Raw genomic sequence first — 18,283 nt, 5'->3', positions numbered from 1 at the left:
CGGCCGAATTGTTCGCAGGGAACAAAACATGAGCCATGTAATCCGGAGGGCCACCGAGCTGGCCCTGGACGAGACGACGGTCACCGCCCTTCGGGCCGCGCTGAGGACCACCGCCGACGAGGTCGTCCAGGCCATCATCGACGAGGTCCCGCCCTATGCCAACGCCCTGTCGGGCCGCATGGGCGGCACCATCCGCCGGGCCGTCCGCACCGCCCTGGGCCACTACCTGGACGTGGCGAGCGGGAACGCCACGGGCGGCGACGCCGGTGACGCGGCCTACGAGCTGGGCCGCGGCGAGGTACGCGACGGCCGCTCGATGGACGCCCTGCTCAGCGCCTACCGCGTCGGCGCCCGCGTGGCCTGGCGAGGCCTGGCCGCGGGTGCCGTACCCGCGGGGCTGCCCGCCGCCGAGGTCGCCAAGTTCGCCGAGCTGACCTTCGCCTACATCGACGAGCTCTCCGCCGCGAGCGCCGCCGGCCACGCCGACGAACTGGCCGCCCGGGGCCGGGTTCATGAGCGCCACCTGGAACAACTGGTCCGCGACCTCCTCGCCGGAGCGAGCCCGGACGTCCTGCTGGCCTCCGCCCAGCGAGCCGCGTGGCAGCCGCCGGCCTCGCTGACCGCGGTCCTGCTGCCCGCCGCCCAGGCCCGGCCCGCCCACCGCGCGCTCGACCCGGGGACCCTCGTCCTCGACGATCTGCCGGACGCCCTCGGCGTGCTGCTCGTCCCCGACGCCGACCGGTCACGTCTCCTGAGGCAGCTCACCGACCGCACCGCCGTGGTCGGCCCGGCCCGGCCCTGGACCCGTGCGTCCGCCTCCTACGAACGGGCCGTACGCGCACGCTCCCTCTCCTCCGACATCCGCGACACCGAGGACCACCTGCCAGAGCTGGTGCTGAGCGCCGACGCGGACGCGCACGCGGACCTGCGCGCCAGGGCCCTCGCCCCGCTCCGGACCGTGCCCGCCGCGACCGCGCGGCGGCTGGAGGAGACCCTGCGGGCCTGGCTGCTGCACCAGGGCAGGCGGGAGGAGGTGGCGGCGGCGCTGTTCGTCCATCCCCAGACCGTCCGGTACCGGATGTCGCAGCTGCGGGAGCTGTTTCCGGATCTCGCAGCGCCGCACCGGGTCCTCGAACTGACGCTGGCGGTCGGCCTCCGGGCCGGCTGACGCGCTGCTCGAACGCACTGTGCGGCAGACCGACGGCGGCATCGCGGTCGCTCGGCCTCTCCGCCCGCATCCCGCCGGACCGCCGCTGGCACGCCGATAGGCTCCGGTCATGTTCGAATACCACGGCTGGATCACCATCTGTGACGGTGCCACGGACGACGAGGACGACAGCCGACTGGCGGAGATCGTCGAGAGCCTGCGGCACCGTGTCCAGAAAATCGCCAGCCCCTACCTGCTCGACCTCCGATGGATGAACGGCGAGCCCTTCCTCCACATGGGCGGCTTTTCCAACCACCGCACCTCACCCGAGATCCTCGAACTGTTCAGCCACGTCGGCACCATCGCTCCCGGCTCCTACGGCCTCCTCCACCTGCGCGACGACGAAGATCCCGCTCATGACAACGAGGTCCGGGTCCTGAGGCTGGCCCGCGGAAGCGTGACCGAGCATACCGAGCCGCTGCTGTCGCCATGCGTCCCGACGCTTGAAGACCCCTCCGTGGGATAGCGCGAGGAACCCGCCGACGCGGCGGACCCCTTCGTCACGGGCCGTCAGGGAGTGCCCGAGCCGGTGTACCGGCGAGGTGGAACGAGCCGGCGGCCGGGTCCCATGAGGCCCCGGCCGCCGTGCCGTTCGAGCAGGGGCGGCAGGATTCGAACCTGCGGCGTGCGGGTTTGGAATCCGCTGCTCTGGCCGGGCTGAGCTACGCCCCTTCGATGACTGGAGCCTGACACGGCGGTGGTTCGCTCTGCCATCGGTTTTCGGGCGGAGCGCCGCGAAGGGGGCAGGCGCGGGACGTTCTCGAAGCATCCGATCCGCATCGGCCCGGGGATGTAGACCCGTGGGCCGATGCCGCGCGGCTGATCAATCGGTGGGCCGATGCCGCGGGGGAGGGCGGGTGACAGCGTTGCGCTGTGCCCACGGACCGGCCGTCCCGGCACGACTGACGATCCGTGATCAAGGGAGGGGAACCATGACCACCACCACGCCGTACATCAGCCGGACAGGCATGACGCGCCGCCACATGCTGGGAGCCGCGCTGGCGGCCGGCACCGCCGTACCGCTCACCGCCGTCGCCGGCCCCGCGCGGGCGGACCAGGGCAGACCCGCCCACGCTCCGACGCGGCTCACACTGCCCGTGCCCACCGGGCCGTACCCGGTGGGCACGGTCCAACTGCACCTCGTCGACCGCTCGCGCCCGGACGACATCGCGGGACCGGGGCACTTCCGCGAGCTGATGGCCACCGTCTGGTACCCGGCGCGGGACGTCGAGCGGTACCCGGTGGCCCCCTGGATGCCGGACGGCGCGCTGCAGGCGTTCCTCGCCGACGCGGGATTCAGCGCCCTGGTCCCTCGGGCGCCGCTCACCGCCGGCCACGTGGGTGCTCCGGTGCGGCGGTCGGCCCGGCGGCTGCCCGTCGTCGTGTTCTCGCACGGCGCGCACAGCCATCAGGGCGACCACACCGTCGTGGTCCAAGAGCTCGCCAGCCACGGATACGCGGCGATCACGGTGGCTCACCAGTACGACACGTACACCGAGTTTCCCGACGGCCGGGTCGCCGTCCCGCTCCGTGACCGGACGGCGCCGACCCTGCCCGGGGACTTCGCCCAGGACCTGTGCTTCGTTCTCGACGGCGTCGAGCAACTCGCCGCCGGGTGCAATCCGGATGCCGGCAGGCGGGAGCTGCCGTCCGGGCTGCTCGGCTCCCTCGACCCGCGGCGCGTGGGCGCGTTCGGCTGGTCGAAGGGCGGTACGGCCACCGCCTGCGCCATGCTCGCGGACGAGCGCATCCGGGCCGGGCTGAGCCTCGACGGCCCGATGCAGATGAACCCGCCGCTGTCCGGCGGCCTGGACCGGCCGTTCATGCTGATGTCCGCCGTGTTCACCCGGTCCACCGATCCCGAGATCGCCGCGTTCTGGTCGCTGCTACGGGGCCGGCGGCTCGACATCCAGGCCCAGGGCGCCGCCCACGCCTCGTACGGCGACAACGAGGCGCTGTTCCCCCAGGTGGCGAAGCTGTTCGATTGGAGCCCACAACAGCTCCAGGACGTCATCGGCACCCTGGATCCTGAGCAGGGGGTGAGGATCCAGCAGGCGTACCCGCTCGCGTTCTTCGACGAGCACCTGCGCCACCGACGCAGTCACCTGCTCGACGGGCCGTCCCCGGCCTTTCCGGCAGTGGCGTTCCTCCCCTGAGCACCCGGGACCGCGCCGGTGGGTCCGCGTCAGCGCGGGCAGGGGCGGGCACCGACGCCTGACACCCGGCTCCCGGGCGAGTCGCTTCATCGACGCATCCGGCCCACCGACGGTCCGTCGGGCGGAATACTCTGTCGGTATGAGCGAACGAGGAATGCAGGAGCTGGCCCTGCTGCTGCTGACGGCGCTGGCGAATGCCCCTCGGCACGGGTACGCCGTCGCCCAGGAAGTCAAGACCATCACCGACGGCCGAGTGGTGCCGCGTACCGGGGCGCTCTACGGAGCGCTGGACAGGCTGCTGGCCGAGGGGCTCATCCAGGTGGAGCGTGAGGAGGTGGTGGGCGGCCGGGCTCGTCGTGTCTTCGCCCTCGCTCCCGCCGGGCGGGAGAGGCTGGAGGCCGAGGCCGAGCGGCTGGCCGCGACCGCCCGTGAGGTCAGGCGGCGCCTGGCCGACGGCACGGCGGCGTCAGCGTCGGCGTCGGCGTGAGAGATACCCTCGTCCGTCTGTACCCGGCCGCGTACCGGGCTGCTCACGGGCAGGAAATCATGGACGTGCACCGGGAGATGACGGCGGACATGCCGTGTGCCGCCCGGCTGCGTGCCGACGCCGACCTCGTCGCGCATGCCCTGCGGGTTCGGCTGGGGCTTGACTCGGCGTCGCCCGCGGGGCGCTTCTTCGCCCTGGCCGCCCCGTTCGCACTGGCGGCCGGTGCGGTGGCCGGCGGTCTGCATCTGACGCGCTGGTACGCCGGGCTTGTTCTCTCACCGGCCCCCGTACGGGTCCAGCTCTCCGCCATGGATGCTGCGTCGACCCTGTCCCTGCTGCTCTCGCTGCTGGTGTGCGTCGGCGCGGTCATCGCCCTGACCGGCCGGTGGGGGACGGGCGCGGGGGTGGCCGTGTGCGGGCTGCTGGGGACGGCCGTACAGGGGGCTGCCGGCGCACCCGCGCACGACGACGGGGCCCTCACTCCGGTCGTGGCGCTGCTGACCGTGGCCGTCGTCCTCGCCTGTCCGCCGGATCGACGCGGTGACAGGCGACTGTCGGCGGCGGCCGGCGCCATGGCCGCCGCGGGCTGGTTTCCCATCGTCGTCGTGCATGCGGGTGCCTATACGGGGGCCTTCGGTGTGACCACGGACTACGGTGCCTGGCCGATGCTGGTCCTTGCCTGCACAGGGGCCGTCCTCGCCCTCCGTGCGCGCTCCTCGGGCCTGCGTGAGATGGGTGCGATGGCCGTGGCCTGTCCGCCCCTGGTCGCCCACTCCTACGCGACCGCCTGGGGCGACCCCCGGCCGCCCGTCCTCGGCACCCTTCTCCTGCTGTCGGTCGTGACCGGGCTCACCGCGTTGGTCCAGGCAGTGCGCCACCGACGCTGACTGATCCCGCCTTTCCGAGCCGGCCGCCCGCCGACGGGCGGCCGGCTTCGCCGTGCCGCGCCCACCTTGCGATACTCCGTTGAGATGAATACTCTCTCCGGTGTTCTATCCGGGAGTGCTGTCTGGGCCGGCCGCGCGATATCGGGTGCCCTCGGCGAAGGGCGCCCGCGGCGCGACGCGCACCCCTGCCCGGTGTCCCTTCCGAGCAGAGAAGATCATCGAGTTGCCGTTCACCTTGTCCCACCCCGCGGCAGTGCTGCCGCTGATGCGCCGGCCCTTCGTTCCGGCGTCTCTGGTCGCGGGTGCCATGGCACCCGACGTCCCGTACTTCCTGGGCGCCCTCGGCGTGTCCGAGACGAGCCCCCAGGACTGGTACGGGCCGTTCCTCAACGCCTCGGAGACCCACTCGCCCGGCGTGGGCCCGGCGGTCTGCCTGCCCCTCGCGCTCGGCCTGGTCGCCGCCTACCGGATGCTGCGCGCGCCGATCACAGCACTGCTCCCCACCGGCCTCCGCCTTCCTGAACCCGAACGGAGGACCGGCCTCCCGGCCAAGGCCCGCCACATCCTGTGGCTACTGCTCTCCGCCCTGATCGGTATCGCCTCCCACCTCGCCTGGGACTCCTTCACCCACGGCGACGGCTTCCTGGTCGCGCACGCACAGCCGCTGCGCGCCTCGGTCCTCGGAGGCCTGACGGTCGCCCGACTCCTGCAGTACGCGAGCACCGCCTTCGGCCTGGCGGCCGTCGGCCGGTATCTCTGGCGGCGCCGGGCCCGGCTGCGCACCCACGGAGGCACCGGCACCGACACGGTGGCCCGCCTGGGTCCCGTCACGCGGTGGAGTGCGGTGGCCCTGCTGGTCGCGGCACCCGTGCTGGGCGGCGCCGTCGACGCCCGTGCCGACTTCAACGCCTACCGCCATGTCACCGAAGTGGATTACAGCCGACCGACCACCGTCGACCTGGGCGACGGCGCGAGCGAGACCACCTATCCCTCCAGGACGGTCCGAGCCCCGTGGGGGACCCTCGCCGAAGGCGTGTTGACCGGAGCCGCCAAGAGAGCGGGCGCTTCGTTCACGGTCGCCCTGCTGCTGTACTCCGCCGCCTGGCACATCGCTGCCATCTCACGCCGACCGGCGTCGGCGTCCGGCCCCGCCGCCTCGCGGCAACCGGCCCAGGACCGGCAGTGACGGCGCTCGGCAGACGCATACCGCGCCCTGACCGAAGTACCTGCTTCAGCCCCGGCAACGCTCAGCGGGACGGGCAATCCACTGCGTGCCGCCGTAGTAGCCGACACCGATCAGGCCGAGGGAGCCGTTCGCGCCGCGTGAAGAGCGGCGGAACAAGGACCGCGACCGCCAGGGACAGCTGCCCATCCCCGTGCCGTCACACATCTCGGCGAGCCCGTCGATGTCGATCCGGATCCCCGTCAGGTGCCCCGCCTCTGCCTACGCCACCGAGTTGAGCAAGTCGGCCAGCACATCGGGCCGTTCCAGGGCGATGAAGTGGCCGGCCCTCGATACCTGCGTGAACTCGGCGGCGGGCAGCAGCTTCCTGTTGGCCTCCCGGTCCGAGGGGCGGGACCAGTCCTTCTCGCCGTAGACGAGGTGGACGGGTGCCTTGACCTCGGGGTAGCGGGAGCGGGCCGCGATGAGGCTGGGCAGGGCCTGGTACACACCCCGGGCGACGGCCGGGTAACCGGGACGCTTGCCCACCCGGAGCAGTTCGTCGACGTAGTCCTCGTGCAGCGCGCTCTTGTCGCCCAGGCCGCCCTGGAAGATCTTGGTGAGGGCGGGCTTGGGCTCCACCCCGGCGATCACCGGGCCCACGCCGGGCGTGAGGACACCGCTGACCACCACGCGGGCGAGGAGGCTGGAGCGGGCGATGCCGCCGGGGAAGTCGTAGGTGTTGACCGCGACGACGCGCCGGACGCGCTCCGGAAGGTCGGCCGCGGTGGTCAGGGCGAGCACCGCCCCCATGGACTCCCCGACCAGCGTCACGTCGTGGAGGTCGAGTTCGGTGAGGAGCCGCTCGACGCCGGCGCGCATGGCGGGCTCGTCGTACGACGCCCCGGGCACGATCTCGGAGTAGCCCATCCCCGGCAGGTCGAGGGCGTACACGGTGTACCGGTCCGCGATCAGCGGGACGAGGAGCCGGAAGTGCTCGGCCTGGGTGCGCACGGTGTGCAGCAGGACCAGGGGCGCTCCGGTCCCCGCCTTGAGGTAGCGCAGTGTCCCCTCGCCGCCGTGGCCTCCCGCGCGTGGAGCGATGGTGTGGCTGGTGGTCCCCGGGATCTGGATCGTGGGACGCGGTTCCTGGCTGGACATCTGTCTCTGTCTTCCTTTTCTACTTGGCCAGCTGGGCGTACAGCCCGGCCAGGTCTCCGGCCAGGTCTCCGGCCAGGCCCGCCTTGACCTGGCGGGTGAGGTCGTCGCCGAGGACCTCGTACGCGCCCGACTCGATGCCGTCGAGGGCGAGCGAGGCGATGGCACGCGGGTCGGACTTGGGCGCGTCGACGCCCGCCGCCAGGTCCGTGTCGACGTACGCCATGTGCAGTCCGGTGACGGCGATTCCGCGCGGCTGAAGCTCCAGGCGCAGGGAGTTGGTCTGCGACCACAGGGCGGCCTTGGAGGCGCTGTAGGAGTTGCCGAGGGCCAGCCAGGAGAGCACGGAGTGCACATTCAGGATGTGGCCGCCGCCGTTGCGCTCGATCACCGGCACGAAGGCCCGGGTGAGCAGGAGCGGGCCGTAGAAGTTGGTCTCGAACTCGCTGCGTACGTCGTCCACCGGGGAGTCGAGGAAGGAGGCGCCGACCGAGGCACCCGCGTTGTTGATCAGTACGATGACGTCCTCGGCCTGAGCGGCGGCGGCCGCCACCGAGGCCGGGTCGGTGACCTCCAGGGCCACCGGTACCGCGTCGGGGTGCGTCACGGTGCGCGGGTCGCGGGCCGTGGCGTAGACCTTGGCGGCGCCGCGCGCGTACAGCTCCTCCACCAGCGCCTTGCCGATGCCCCGGCTGCCACCGGTGACGAAGACGTTCGCGGCCTTCAAAGTCGTCATGACTACCTCCACGCAGATATTGGAAACCGATCGGTTCCATCGGTTCCATCAAGGTAAACCGATCGGTTTCCGAGCGCAAGCTCATCGAGGCGGTGGCGTGGAAGCGGATCCGTTTCCGCTCGGGGGAGTTGAAGGGTTCCGTGCGTCCGGGCCCGCACCCGGCGTCACTTGCGCAGCGGAAACCGATCTGTTTACCTAAGTGGAAACAGATCGGTTTCCGACTGATGGTCGGCCCATGACCAGCGACTAAGGGGAAAAGTGAGTACCACCTTCGACCGCGGAGCGCCCGCCTCCCGGAAAACAGACTCGGGCCGCCGCGGCTCACATGCCGTGCGCTGGTGGGTGCTTGTCGTGCTGGGCGTGGCGCAGCTCATGGTGACGCTCGATGCGACCGTCGTGAACATCGCGCTCCCCGAGGCGCAGCACGACCTCGGGTTCAGTGACGGCAGCCGGCAGTGGGTCATCACGGGGTACGCCCTGGCGTTCGGCAGTCTGCTGCTGCTCGGGGGCCGACTCGGTGACCTGTTCGGCCGGCGTACGACCTTCGTGACGGGCCTGATCGGTTTCGCGGCCGCGTCCGTCGTCGGCGGCGCGGCCGGCAGCTTCGAGATACTCGTCGCGGCACGCGTGGCCCAGGGTGTCTTCGCCGCGCTGCTCGCGCCCGCGGCGCTCTCCCTGCTCAGCGTGACCTTCACCGACCCGGCCGAGAGGCCGAAGGCGTTCGGCATCTTCAGCGCGTTGTCCGGTGCGGGCGCCGCGGTCGGACTCCTGCTCGGCGGCATGCTCACCGAATGGGCGTCATGGCGCTGGGTGATGTACGTGAACGTCGTTTTCGCGGGCGTCGCGTTGGCCGGTGCGCTGCTGTTGCTGGCCAAGCCCGCGGTCACCGAGCGACCCAAGATCGACGTTCCTGGCACCGTCGTGGTGAGCGCCGCGCTGTTCGGCATTGTCTACGGCTTCGCGCACGTCGAATCCACCAGTTGGACCGACCCGGTCGCCCTCGGCTCCATGATCGGCGGCGTGGTGCTGCTCGCGGTGTTCGCCCGGCTGGAGTCGAGGGTCGCGCATCCGCTGCTGCCGCTGCGCGTCGTGCTGGACCGGACCCGGGGCGGTGCGTTCCTGGCCGTGTTCGTCCTGGGCATGGGGATGTTCTCGATCTTCCTGTTCCTGACCTACTACCTGGAGGCCAGCATCGGCTACTCGCCGATCGAGGCCGGTCTGTCCTTCCTGCCGATGGTCGCGGGCATCGTCGCCTCGTCGACCACGGTGCCCGCACTGCTGCTGCCCAGGGTCGGCCCGAAGGCCGTGGTCAGCGCCGGCTTCCTGATCTCCGCGTCCGGTATGGCCCTGCTGACGCGGCTCACGCTGGACAGTGCCTACGTCGCCGACATCATGCCGGGCATGATCCTGCTGGGGCTCGGTATCGGTGCGGTGATGACCACCTCCTTCCAGGGCGCGACCGCGGGCGTGCACCACGAGGACGCGGGCGTCGCCTCGGCGCTGATCAACACCAGTCAGCAGGTGGGCGGCTCGATCAGTACGGCGCTGCTGACCACCGTCGCCTCGACGGCCGCGACCGACTACCTGTCCTCGCACAGGCCCAGCGCGCTGACCATGGCCCAGGCCGGGGTCGAGAGCTACACGGCCACCCTGGCGTGGGGCGCCGGGATCTTCGTGGTCGGCGCGGTGCTCACACTGTTCCTGATGCCGAATTCGGCTCTCGCGCCGTCGGAGGGCGAGCCTGTGATCGCCCACTGAGCCCGCATCCGGCGTGGCACGAAATGCCCTGCGCGCCGGTCATCGCCGGGAGAGGGCACGCACACGATGTGGGCTGAACTTCCGACGCCGGTGGACCGACCTCGGTGGACCGCGGCCGGTGGACCGCGGCCGGTGGACCGAGGCCGGTGGGCACATCGGCCATCGGGGGTTCCACCCCCTTCGAGGCGCCGCCGGGCTTCCACCGCTTCCTCGCGGCGTCCATCCGTAAACCGATCTGTTTCCAGTGGATCGGAATCGAGTTAACCTCGCAGTATGACCACCGAAGCAATGCCAAGCTCCCGAGAGCGGCTGCTGGAGGCAGCGGCCACGCTCACCTACCGAGACGGCGTCAACATCGGCGTCGACGCGCTGTGCAAGGCGGCGGGAGTGTCCAAGCGCTCCATGTACCAGCTGTTCGAGAGCAAAGGCGACCTGCTGGCGGCGAGCCTGGAGGAACGCGCCTCCGCCTATGTGACGGCACTCCTTCCTGTGGCGGACGACCAACGTCCACCCCGTGAGCGGGTCCTGCACGTCTTCGAGCAGGCGGAGGCGCAGGCGGGCGCGCCCGACTTCCAGGGCTGCCGGTACCTCGTCGTACAGATCGAGCTCAAGGACCCGGGCCACCCCGCGAGCCGGGTGGCTCGTCGGGTCAAGGAGACCCTGACGGCTTTCTTCCGTGCCGAAGCCGAACAGGGCGGGGCGCGCGACCCGGACCTGCTGGCCCGTCAGCTGATCCTGGTCTTCGACGGCGCCAGCGCCCGCGCGGGAGTCAGGGCCGACACGCAGGGCGGGCTCGTCACTCCCACCGTGGCCGTCCTGCTCGATGCGGCGGGCATGCGCTGACGCGCCGCGCGCCCCCGACTTTCCGGCGGCCGGCGACCGGCGACCGGCGACCGGCGACCGGCGGACCTGAAGGGCCGTCACGCCCCTGCCCTGTGCCGCTTGCGGGGGGTCCGGCGACCGCGGGAGTCTCGCGGGTTGCGTGCAGAAACCGATCGGTTTACGGTGGTGAAACCGATCGGTTTCTCTCTGTGCGGGAGAGCCGGTGCCCCGAACCCCGAGGAGTACGGATGACCGCCGCGCGCAACGCCGAGGGGCAACCGACGACCCCGCCGCCTAGGCTTCCGGCGAAGCTCGCCGCCCACCCCTCCGTACAGGCCGTACTCGCCCGGCGCGCGACCGGCGCCCCGGGCCGCCCGCCCGGAGTGATCGACGCGGCCTGGCTGCGCGAGCTGTGCCTGGCGGTCGGAGCGGACGACGCCGCCGCGGTGAGCCTGGACCACCCGGACCTGGCCGGCGAGCGCGAGTACGCGCAGTCGGCGCTGCCCGGCACCCGCAGTCTGATCGCGATGGCGGTCCGGATGAACCGCGACAACTGCCGCTCCCCGGCCCGCAGCGTGGCCAACCAGGAGTTCCACCAGGCCGACGAACAGGCCAACCACGCCGCCCGCGGCGTCACCCGGGCACTCCAGGACGCCGGCTACCGCGCGCTCAACCCGTCCGTCGGCTTCCCCCAGGAAATGGACCGCTTCCCCCACGAGCGGATCTGGGTGGTGGCACACAAGACGGTCGCGGTGGCCGCCGGACTCGGCGTGATGGGACTCCACCGCAACGTCATCCACCCGAAGTTCGGCAGCTTCGTCCTGCTGGTCACCGTCCTGGTGGACGCGGAGGTGAGCGAGTACGGACAGGCGCTGGACTACAACCCGTGCATCGACTGCAAGTTGTGCGTCGCGGCCTGCCCGGTCGGCGCCATCGCCAAGGACGGCGCCTTCGACGGGCTGGCCTGCACCACGCACAACTACCGTGAGTTCATGAGCGGGTTCACCGACTGGGCGCAGACCGTGGCCGACAGCGAGGACGCCGCCGACTACCGCTCCCGCGTCACCGATTCCGAGAGCGCCTCCATGTGGCAGAGCCTGTCCTCACCGCCCGGCTACAAGTCCGGCTACTGTCTGGCCGTCTGCCCCGCCGGCGAGGACGTCCTCGGCCCGTACCTGGACGACCGCAAGTCGTTCATGGACACCGTGCTGCGACCGCTCCAGGGCAAGGAGGAGACGCTCTACGTCCTGCCGGGCTCGCCCGCGCAGGAGTACGCCCGGCGGCGCTTCCCCCACAAGCCCGTCAAGGAGGTCGCCGGCGGCTGGCAGCCCCCGGCGAGTCGCTCCGCGTCCGCCGACCCGGAGCGACGTACGCCGTGAACGTCGAGCCGTCGGTGGAAACCGATCGGTTTTCATTTGCTTCCCTCTGGGTTAACCTCGCGGTATGACCACCGAAGTGAAGCAAAGCCCCAGGGAGCGACTGCTGGACGCCGCGGCCGCGCTCACCTACCGAGAGGGCGTCAGTATCGGCGTCGAGGCGCTGTGCAAGGCGGCGGGAGTGTCGAAGCGCTCCATGTACCAGCTGTTCCAGAGCAAGGACGAACTGCTCGCGGCGAGCCTGGAGCGGCGCACTTCCACCTACGCGGCGGCGCTCCTGCCCGCGGCGGACGACGACCGTTCGCCCAGGGAGCGGATCCTCCATGTCTTCGAGCAGGTGGAATCACAGTCGCGCGCGCCCGAGTTCCACGGCTGCCCCTTCCTGGCCGCGCAGGTCGAGCTCAAGGACCAGAGCCACCCCGCGAGCCGGGTCGCCCACGGGGTCAAGGAGAACCTGACCTCCTTCTTCCGCGCCGAGGCCGAGCAGGGCGGGGCGGGCGACCCCGCTCTGCTGGCCCGGCAGCTCAGCCTGGTCTTCGACGGTGCCAGCGCCCGCGCGGGCATCGGCGCGGACGAGTTGACGGGTCTCATCGCGCCCACGGTGATCACCCTGCTCGACGCGGCAGGCGTGCGCTGAGGGGTGGCCTCGCAGAAGGCCGACGGCGAGACCCGGTCCAGGGCGCTCCGCGCTCCCCCTTGGGTGGTCTCACGACGTGATGTCGGCCCTCTGTGCCGAGGCGGCGTGCGGCTGGACGGCGACGGGGTGGGGGAGCGGGATCTTCTGCGCGAGCTTGTCGCCCTCCACGTCGAGATCCGGCAGCAGCCGGTCCAGCCAGGCGGGCAGCCACCAGGCTTTCTCCCGGGCCAGCGCCATGGTGGCCGGGATGAGTGTCATGCGGATGACGAAGGCGTCGATGAGGATGCCGGCGGCGAGCGCGAACCCGGCCTGCTTGATCATGGGGTGGGCGTTGAAGACGAACCCGGCGAAGACGGAGACCATGATGGTGGCCGCCGCCACCACGACGGAGCCGGCGCGTGCGAAGCCGTTGACGGTGGCGTTCAGCGGGGTGGCGCCGTGGACGTGCGCTTCGCGCATGGAGGTGACCAGGAACATCTGGTAGTCCATGGCCAGCCCGTACAGGACGCCGGTGATGATGATGGGCAGCAGGCTGACGACGGGCGCCGTGGCATCGAGCCCGATCAGGGCCTGCAGCCAGCCCCACTGGAAGACGGCCGTGGTGACACCGAACGTGGCCGCGATCGTCAGCAGGAAGCCGAGCGTCGCCGTCACGGGGACCATGACGGAGCGGAAGACCAGGAGCAGGACGATCAGGGAGAGCCCGAGAACGGTGGCCACGTAGAGGGGCAGGACATCGCCGAGCCGGTCGGAGACGTCGATGGCGAGAGCGGTGAAGCCGGTGACGCCGATCCTGGTGCCGGTGGCCTCGCTCATCTGCGCGCTCTCGTCCCGTACGGCGGTGACGAGGTCCTTGGTGGCGTCGTCGTTGGGGCCACTGCCGGGAACGAGTACGAGGATGGCCGTGGTCCCGGCGTTGTTCATCCCGGCCAGTGACACGGCGGCCGCGCCCCTGACGTCCTTGAGACCGGCGGTGACCGTGGTGAGGGTCGCCGGGGTGAGCGGACGTCCCTCGGTGTCGGAGTCGACGGCGATCATGAGCGGGCCGTTGTAGCCGGGTCCGAAGGCCTCGCTGACCAGCTCGTAGCTCTGGCGCTGCGCGGTGTCGGAGTTGTAGCTGGCGCCGGAGGGCAGGCCCATCCTCATGTCGGCGGCGGGCACCGCCAGGATCACGGGGATCAGGAACGCGGCCGCGAGCGCCGGGTACTTGTGGCGGATCAGACGGGTTCCCCACCGGGTCGCGCGTGTGGGGGAGGGGTGCTCGGTGTCGGCCGCCCGCTCCACCCGGTGCCGTGTGCGGGCGGGGCAGACGCGTTCCTTGACCAGTCCCAGCAGGGCCGGCAGCAGGGTCAGGACGAGCAGGACGGCGATCCCGATCGTGGCGGCGGCGACGATCGCCATGGTGCTGAGCAGGGTGATCCCGACGACCAGGAGCCCGGTGAGGGCGATGATGACGGTGCTGCCGGCGAAGAAGACCGCGCTTCCGGCGGTGCCGATGGCGCGGCTGGTCGCTTCGTACGCGTCCAGGCCGTCGTCGAGGATCAGGCGGCGTTCCCGGTTGACTATGAACAGGGCGTAGTCGATGCCGACGGCCAGCCCCAGCATCAGGGCGAGGACCGCGGTGAGCGAGTGGATCTCGAAGACGGTGGAGAGGGTGAAGGCTCCGCCCACGCCCACCGTGACGCCGACCAGGGCGATGGCCAGGGGCAGACCCGCCGCCACGACCGACCCCAGGGTGACCAGCAGGACGATGGCCGCCACGGCGACGCCGACGATCTCTCCGACGCCCACGACCTCCGGAATCTCCATCATCGAGGCGGAGGGCAGGACTTCGAGGCCGCCGCGGGCGGCTTGCCGCTCGGCGGCCTCGACGGTGCTGTCGATGGTCCCGGAGGGCAGTTCGTACGTCTGCTCGTCGAACTGGAACTGCATCAGTGCGGCGGAGTCGTCGGCGGACACGACGATGCCGGGCACGGGCTGCCCGTCCACCTGCAACGGGACAGGTGTCCTGCCGGGCGACGGCTGTCCCGCGGCTTGGGCAACCGCCGCCTGCGCCCGCAACAGCGGGCTGCTGTCGCCCTTCGCGGCTTCCTTCGCGAGGGTCTTTCGGACATCGACGACGTGGTCGTGGCCGTAGACGGCGTCCACGGCCGCCAGCAGAGCACCCTGGACCTTCTCGTCGCCGATCCGGGCACCGTCCGGCGCCCTGAAAGCCAGCATGCCCTGCCCTCCGGACGCCTCCGGCAGGGAGCCGGCCAGATCGTCGACGACCTGCTGGGACGGGGTGCCGTCGATGCGGACCTCGCTGCTCAACTTGACCGGAGCGGCCACCAGGAGCCCCGCCACGGCAGCCACCACGGCCAGCCAGCCCCCGATGACGTACCAGGGTTTGCGGTAGGCGAACCCTCCCAGCCGATACAGCAGAACGGACACAGCTCTCTCCCATCGTCAGGCGTCCTCGTGCGCCCCGCAGGCCGCACCGGTACGAAGTGAGAGGCTACTATTAAAATGATAGGTGACTATCGAAGCGATAGATGGCTATCGGTCACTCGGCAGGCGGATAGGCTTCGGCGCAGACCAGGAAGGAGCCACAGATGGCCAGCACCAAGGGCGACCGGGCCCCGCGACGCAGAGTGGACGCACGCTCCACGATCGAGCGCATCATTGCCGCCGGACGGACCGTCCTCGGTACGGGCGAAGCCTCCCTGGAGCAGATCGCGGCCGAGGCCGGCGTGGGAATCGCCACGCTCTACCGCCACTTCCCCAACCGCGAGGCCATCGTCCGGGCCGTCCTCGACGACATCCTCGAAACCGACCTGCTCCCCCTCATCGACCACGCCGCCGAGGCCCCCCACCCCCGCCAGTCGCTCCAGGACATCGCCACGCGCCTGCTCGACCTGATCACCGAGGAGAAGGGGCTGGTCACCTTCGCCAGCAACTTCTCCGACGTCGCCGTGGACGCCGTTCAGCGCTTCAGCGAGTCGTTGCACCCCTTGTTGCTTCGCGCGCAGCGACAGGGCGAGGTCCGCCAGGACCTCACCGCGGAAGACATCCCGCGCTTTCTGGTCATGGCCGTCGCCGGGCTCGCGATCCCCGGCACCACACCCTCGATGCGGGCCCGCTTCATCGCCCTGCTGTTCGACTCCCTGAACCCGGCCAACGCGACCCCCCTGCCCCCGCTGCGCCCCGGAGAGGACGACCTGCGCACCGCGGTCGGCAACATCGCACACACCTGACCCGACGCCCGCCCTCGCGGCGATATCGAGTGGTCCGCCGAGCCCGCGCGACGCTACCGTCCGGCGCATGGTCGTTTCCCCTGAGTCCGCAGCCGAGCCACCGGACCACTTGACCGATCCTCGCGAACTGGCGGTCGCCTACCTCGACTACTACCGTGCCGCCCTGCTGCGCAAGCTCGACGGCATGTCCGAGGAGGATCTGCGCACCAGCAGACTCCCATCCGGCTGGGTCCCCCTCGCCCTCCTCAAACACCTCGCGCTCGTGGAACGGCGTTGGTTCCGCTGGGGGTTCGCCGCCGAACCAGTGGATCCCATCTGGGGCGAGGAAGACCCCGACACCCACAAGTGGCAGGTCGGAGCCGAGGAGTCCACAGAGGCGATCCGAGCCCTCTTCCTGGACGAGTGCGCACGGTCCCGAGAGATTGTGGCGGCCGCCGGACTACAGGAAGCCGCACGCAGCAGAGGCGGCTTCAACCCTCCTGACCACCACCCGGCCCTGATCTGGATCCTCTTCCACATGCTGCAGGAGTACGCCCGCCATGTCGGCCAACTCGACGTGGTCCGCGAACTCGCCGACGGCGCCACCGGCGAGTAGTCGGACAGGGCGGCTTCCGACCATGGCCGCCGACGACGAGTGAATCCGATGACGAGTAGATCCGATGACGGCCGGCCGATGCCTGCCCGTGGAAGAAGTGCTGCCGGCCCTGACCGAACCGTCGGGCAGACGGGCGCGGGGCAATCCGGTTCGGGTCTCCGCCTGACACCGAACCTGACACCGAAAGGGAAGGCCACCGCACCCACACCGACGGCCTACCGTGTCAGGCCACTTGCCCGAACTGCCAGTGGCCGGGCCGGGCCGGTCCCGCCCGACCCAGCCACCGGTGATGCGTACGGCGCGCCCTACGGGGCCATCTCGTACGCGCCGGACAGCGCCTCGACCCGCTGCCAGACACGCTCCGTGCGTGCCGTGTCGACGACCGGGCGGCGGACCGAGGCCAGCGCCCATTCCTGCTGCTGCTCGGTCGCCGAGTCCTTGCCGTGCAGTTCCACGGAGTGCCCGGAGAAGTCCCGCACGAGGACGGCGAAGAGTTCGTCGAGGACGTCCTCGTCGAGTCCGGTGAGGGTGGCCTGCTCCAGGACGAGCTGGCCGTGGACGACGAGGGCGAAGAGCTGACCGATGGAGAGGACGAGGTCGAGGTCGCGGCTCTGGTCCGCGTCGGGGCCGGCCGTGGCGACGAACTCGCAGAGCGCGTCGGCCTGTTCGCGCAGGCGGGCGACGTTGGGGAGGTGGGCGTACGTCTCGAAGGCCGGGCGCCAGTCGTGGAAGCGCACCGAGCCGAGGCCGCGAGCCGGGCCCTGACGGAACAGGAAGTCGTCGTCGGCCGCGTCGAGACGGGTCGGCACCGCCGGGTACCCGGCCGGGTCGAGGAGGTGGCTGCGCATGAACTTCAGGATCAGCGCCAGGTTGACGTGGACCGTGCCCTCCAGCTTCGGCAGACCGCGGATCTCGATGGCCGCCTGGCCGAAGTAGTTGTCCTTCTCGAAGCCCTTGGCGGCGATCACGTCCCACATGAGGTCGATGACCTTCTCGCCCTCCGTGGTCACCTTCATCTTCGTCATCGGGTTGAAGAGCAGGTAGCGGCGGTCGTCGGGACCGGCGGAGCGGAAGTAGTCGACGGCACGGTCGCTGAACAGCTTCATGCCGACGAGCCGGACGTACGCGTCGGTCAACTCGCGGCGCACATGCGGGAAGGCGGTGACGGGACGGCCGTAGAGGACGCGGTTGTGGGCGTGGGTGACAGCCTCGTACATCGCGTGTTCGCAGATGCCGATCGAGGCGGTGCACAGGTTGAACTTGCCGACGTTGACCGTGTTGAGGGCGGCGTCGAAGGCGGCCCGGCCGGTGTGCAGGACGTCCGCGGCCGTGACGGGATAGTCCTCCAGGCGGAACTCGCTGACGAACTTGGAGGAGTCGACGACGTTCTTGACCAGGTGGTAGTTCGGGTGACGGCTGTCGGCGGCGAAGAACACGTAACCGTCGGGGCCTTCGACGTCGGTGCGGCGACCGAAGACGGAGACGAGTCCGGCGGCGTTGCCGTTGCCTATGTAGTACTTGGAGCCGGTGGCGCGGAAGCCGCCGTCGCCGTCGGGCTCCAGGAGCAGGTCGGTGGAGTAGATGTCGGCGCCGTGGGCCTTCTCGGACAGCCCGAACGCGAACACCTCACCCTGGGCGAGGAGTTCGGCGGCGCGGGCGCGGGCGGCGGCGTTGTCGCTCTGCCAGACCGGGCCGAGGCCGAGGATGGTGACCTGCCAGGCGTACCAGTAGTCCAGTCCGTAGAAGCCGAGGATCTCGTTGAGCGCGGCGATACGGGCGGTGTCCCACCGCTTGTCCGGCTCTCCCTCCCCGGCGGCGGACGGCGTCAGGAAGGTGGCGAACAGGTTCTCCTTCGCGGAGAAGGCGAGGAAGTCCCCGAGCCAGGCCCGGGTCCGGTAGTCCTCGATCAGTCGCCGCTTCCCACGCTCTTCGAACCAGTCGACGGTGGCACGCAGCAGACGGCGTGTCTCGGGGTCGAAGTGCGCGGGGTCGTAGGTGCGCGGGTTGAAGAGCAGCTGGTCAGCCATGGTGAGGTCTCTTTCGGCCGGCGGGTGGATGGGAACAGT

16 protein-coding genes and 1 tRNA gene are annotated in these 18,283 nt (G+C 70.8%); 12 read left to right on the top strand and 5 right to left on the bottom strand.

From position 1 onward, the window contains the following. Window positions 1-28 precede the first annotated feature (28 nt). Both J8M51_RS00355 and J8M51_RS00350 read left to right on the top strand, forming a co-directional pair. Window positions 29-1,168, top strand: a complete 1,140-nt coding sequence (locus J8M51_RS00355; RefSeq protein ID WP_086755297.1) for a PucR family transcriptional regulator — start codon at window positions 29-31, stop codon at window positions 1,166-1,168. 109 nt (window positions 1,169-1,277) lie between these two features. After that, complete coding sequence (locus J8M51_RS00350; protein WP_086755298.1) at window positions 1,278-1,673, top strand: Imm7 family immunity protein; 396 nt, start codon at window positions 1,278-1,280, stop codon at window positions 1,671-1,673. Between the two features lie 131 nt (window positions 1,674-1,804). Here J8M51_RS00350 and J8M51_RS00345 read toward each other — a convergent pair. After that, window positions 1,805-1,879 (bottom strand) — tRNA-Trp (locus tag J8M51_RS00345). 260 nt (window positions 1,880-2,139) lie between these two features. On the opposite strand from J8M51_RS00345, the gene J8M51_RS00340 reads away from it, so the two are divergent. From J8M51_RS00340 to J8M51_RS00325, 4 genes are all read left to right on the top strand, one after another. Continuing rightward, a complete protein-coding gene (locus J8M51_RS00340; protein ID WP_086755299.1) occupies window positions 2,140-3,363 on the top strand; it encodes an alpha/beta hydrolase family protein in 1,224 nt (407 codons plus the stop codon). 139 nt (window positions 3,364-3,502) lie between these two features. Next, the gene (locus J8M51_RS00335; RefSeq protein WP_086755300.1) at window positions 3,503-3,850 is read left to right on the top strand and encodes a PadR family transcriptional regulator; all 348 of its coding nucleotides are present in this window, start codon (window positions 3,503-3,505) and stop codon (window positions 3,848-3,850) included. Between the two features lie 59 nt (window positions 3,851-3,909). After that, entirely contained in the window at window positions 3,910-4,737 is an 828-nt protein-coding gene (locus tag J8M51_RS00330; RefSeq protein WP_086755301.1) for a hypothetical protein, read from the top strand. A 223-nt stretch (window positions 4,738-4,960) separates the two neighbouring features. Continuing rightward, window positions 4,961-5,923, top strand: coding sequence for a DUF4184 family protein (locus J8M51_RS00325; protein WP_218781429.1), 963 nt, complete (start codon window positions 4,961-4,963; stop codon window positions 5,921-5,923). 258 nt (window positions 5,924-6,181) lie between these two features. Here the strand turns inward: J8M51_RS00325 and J8M51_RS00320 are convergent, their stop codons facing one another. Then, the gene (locus J8M51_RS00320) at window positions 6,182-7,060 is read right to left on the bottom strand and encodes an alpha/beta fold hydrolase (RefSeq protein ID WP_086755302.1); all 879 of its coding nucleotides are present in this window, start codon (window positions 7,058-7,060) and stop codon (window positions 6,182-6,184) included. A gap of 19 nt (window positions 7,061-7,079) precedes the next feature. Beyond that, the gene (locus J8M51_RS00315; protein ID WP_086755303.1) at window positions 7,080-7,793 is read right to left on the bottom strand and encodes an SDR family oxidoreductase; all 714 of its coding nucleotides are present in this window, start codon (window positions 7,791-7,793) and stop codon (window positions 7,080-7,082) included. A gap of 258 nt (window positions 7,794-8,051) precedes the next feature. Here J8M51_RS00315 and J8M51_RS00310 point away from each other — a divergent pair, with 258 nt between their 5' ends. The 4 genes from J8M51_RS00310 (at window position 8,052) to J8M51_RS00295 (ending at window position 12,386) form a co-directional block, all read left to right on the top strand. Then, the gene (locus J8M51_RS00310; protein WP_086755304.1) at window positions 8,052-9,551 is read left to right on the top strand and encodes an MFS transporter; all 1,500 of its coding nucleotides are present in this window, start codon (window positions 8,052-8,054) and stop codon (window positions 9,549-9,551) included. Window positions 9,552-9,824: 273 nt separating this feature from the next. Beyond that, entirely contained in the window at window positions 9,825-10,394 is a 570-nt protein-coding gene (locus J8M51_RS00305) for a TetR/AcrR family transcriptional regulator (protein ID WP_086755305.1), read from the top strand. Window positions 10,395-10,621: 227 nt separating this feature from the next. Continuing rightward, window positions 10,622-11,752, top strand: coding sequence for a 4Fe-4S binding protein (locus J8M51_RS00300; protein WP_086755306.1), 1,131 nt, complete (start codon window positions 10,622-10,624; stop codon window positions 11,750-11,752). Window positions 11,753-11,816: 64 nt separating this feature from the next. Further along, complete coding sequence (locus J8M51_RS00295) at window positions 11,817-12,386, top strand: TetR/AcrR family transcriptional regulator (RefSeq protein WP_086755307.1); 570 nt, start codon at window positions 11,817-11,819, stop codon at window positions 12,384-12,386. A gap of 69 nt (window positions 12,387-12,455) precedes the next feature. Here the strand turns inward: J8M51_RS00295 and J8M51_RS00290 are convergent, their stop codons facing one another. After that, window positions 12,456-14,819, bottom strand: a complete 2,364-nt coding sequence (locus J8M51_RS00290; protein WP_086755308.1) for an MMPL family transporter — start codon at window positions 14,817-14,819, stop codon at window positions 12,456-12,458. Window positions 14,820-14,980: 161 nt separating this feature from the next. On the opposite strand from J8M51_RS00290, the gene J8M51_RS00285 reads away from it, so the two are divergent. Then, window positions 14,981-15,622, top strand: coding sequence for a TetR/AcrR family transcriptional regulator (locus J8M51_RS00285; protein WP_086755309.1), 642 nt, complete (start codon window positions 14,981-14,983; stop codon window positions 15,620-15,622). A gap of 67 nt (window positions 15,623-15,689) precedes the next feature. Further along, the gene (locus J8M51_RS00280; RefSeq protein WP_107473700.1) at window positions 15,690-16,217 is read left to right on the top strand and encodes a DinB family protein; all 528 of its coding nucleotides are present in this window, start codon (window positions 15,690-15,692) and stop codon (window positions 16,215-16,217) included. Between the two features lie 305 nt (window positions 16,218-16,522). Here the strand turns inward: J8M51_RS00280 and J8M51_RS00275 are convergent, their stop codons facing one another. Then, window positions 16,523-18,244 (bottom strand): acyl-CoA dehydrogenase family protein, encoded by a 1,722-nt coding sequence (locus J8M51_RS00275; RefSeq protein WP_086755311.1) that lies wholly within the window; start codon window positions 18,242-18,244, stop codon window positions 16,523-16,525. Window positions 18,245-18,283: the final 39 nt, after the last annotated feature.

Origin of the sequence: Streptomyces griseiscabiei, from assembly GCF_020010925.1 — a bacterium.
Lineage (GTDB): Bacteria > Actinomycetota > Actinomycetes > Streptomycetales > Streptomycetaceae > Streptomyces > Streptomyces griseiscabiei.
This window is presented reverse-complemented; position numbering and strand designations above follow the sequence as displayed.

Excerpts from the sequence above, each read along its gene's own strand:
- J8M51_RS00335 (WP_086755300.1), top strand. The coding sequence starts at position 3,503 with ATGAGCGAACGAGGAATGCAGGAGCTGGCCCTGCTGCTGCTGACGGCG.
- J8M51_RS00330 (WP_086755301.1), top strand. The coding sequence starts at position 3,910 with ATGGACGTGCACCGGGAGATGACGGCGGACATGCCGTGTGCCGCCCGG.
- J8M51_RS00305 (WP_086755305.1), top strand. The coding sequence starts at position 9,825 with ATGACCACCGAAGCAATGCCAAGCTCCCGAGAGCGGCTGCTGGAGGCA.
- J8M51_RS00355 (WP_086755297.1), top strand. The coding sequence starts at position 29 with ATGAGCCATGTAATCCGGAGGGCCACCGAGCTGGCCCTGGACGAGACG.
- J8M51_RS00300 (WP_086755306.1), top strand. The coding sequence starts at position 10,622 with ATGACCGCCGCGCGCAACGCCGAGGGGCAACCGACGACCCCGCCGCCT.
- J8M51_RS00320 (WP_086755302.1), bottom strand. The coding sequence starts at position 7,060 with ATGTCCAGCCAGGAACCGCGTCCCACGATCCAGATCCCGGGGACCACC.
- J8M51_RS00275 (WP_086755311.1), bottom strand. The coding sequence starts at position 18,244 with ATGGCTGACCAGCTGCTCTTCAACCCGCGCACCTACGACCCCGCGCAC.
- J8M51_RS00340 (WP_086755299.1), top strand. The coding sequence starts at position 2,140 with ATGACCACCACCACGCCGTACATCAGCCGGACAGGCATGACGCGCCGC.
- J8M51_RS00285 (WP_086755309.1), top strand. The coding sequence starts at position 14,981 with ATGGCCAGCACCAAGGGCGACCGGGCCCCGCGACGCAGAGTGGACGCA.
- J8M51_RS00280 (WP_107473700.1), top strand. The coding sequence starts at position 15,690 with ATGGTCGTTTCCCCTGAGTCCGCAGCCGAGCCACCGGACCACTTGACC.
- J8M51_RS00315 (WP_086755303.1), bottom strand. The coding sequence starts at position 7,793 with ATGACGACTTTGAAGGCCGCGAACGTCTTCGTCACCGGTGGCAGCCGG.
- J8M51_RS00350 (WP_086755298.1), top strand. The coding sequence starts at position 1,278 with ATGTTCGAATACCACGGCTGGATCACCATCTGTGACGGTGCCACGGAC.
- J8M51_RS00295 (WP_086755307.1), top strand. The coding sequence starts at position 11,817 with ATGACCACCGAAGTGAAGCAAAGCCCCAGGGAGCGACTGCTGGACGCC.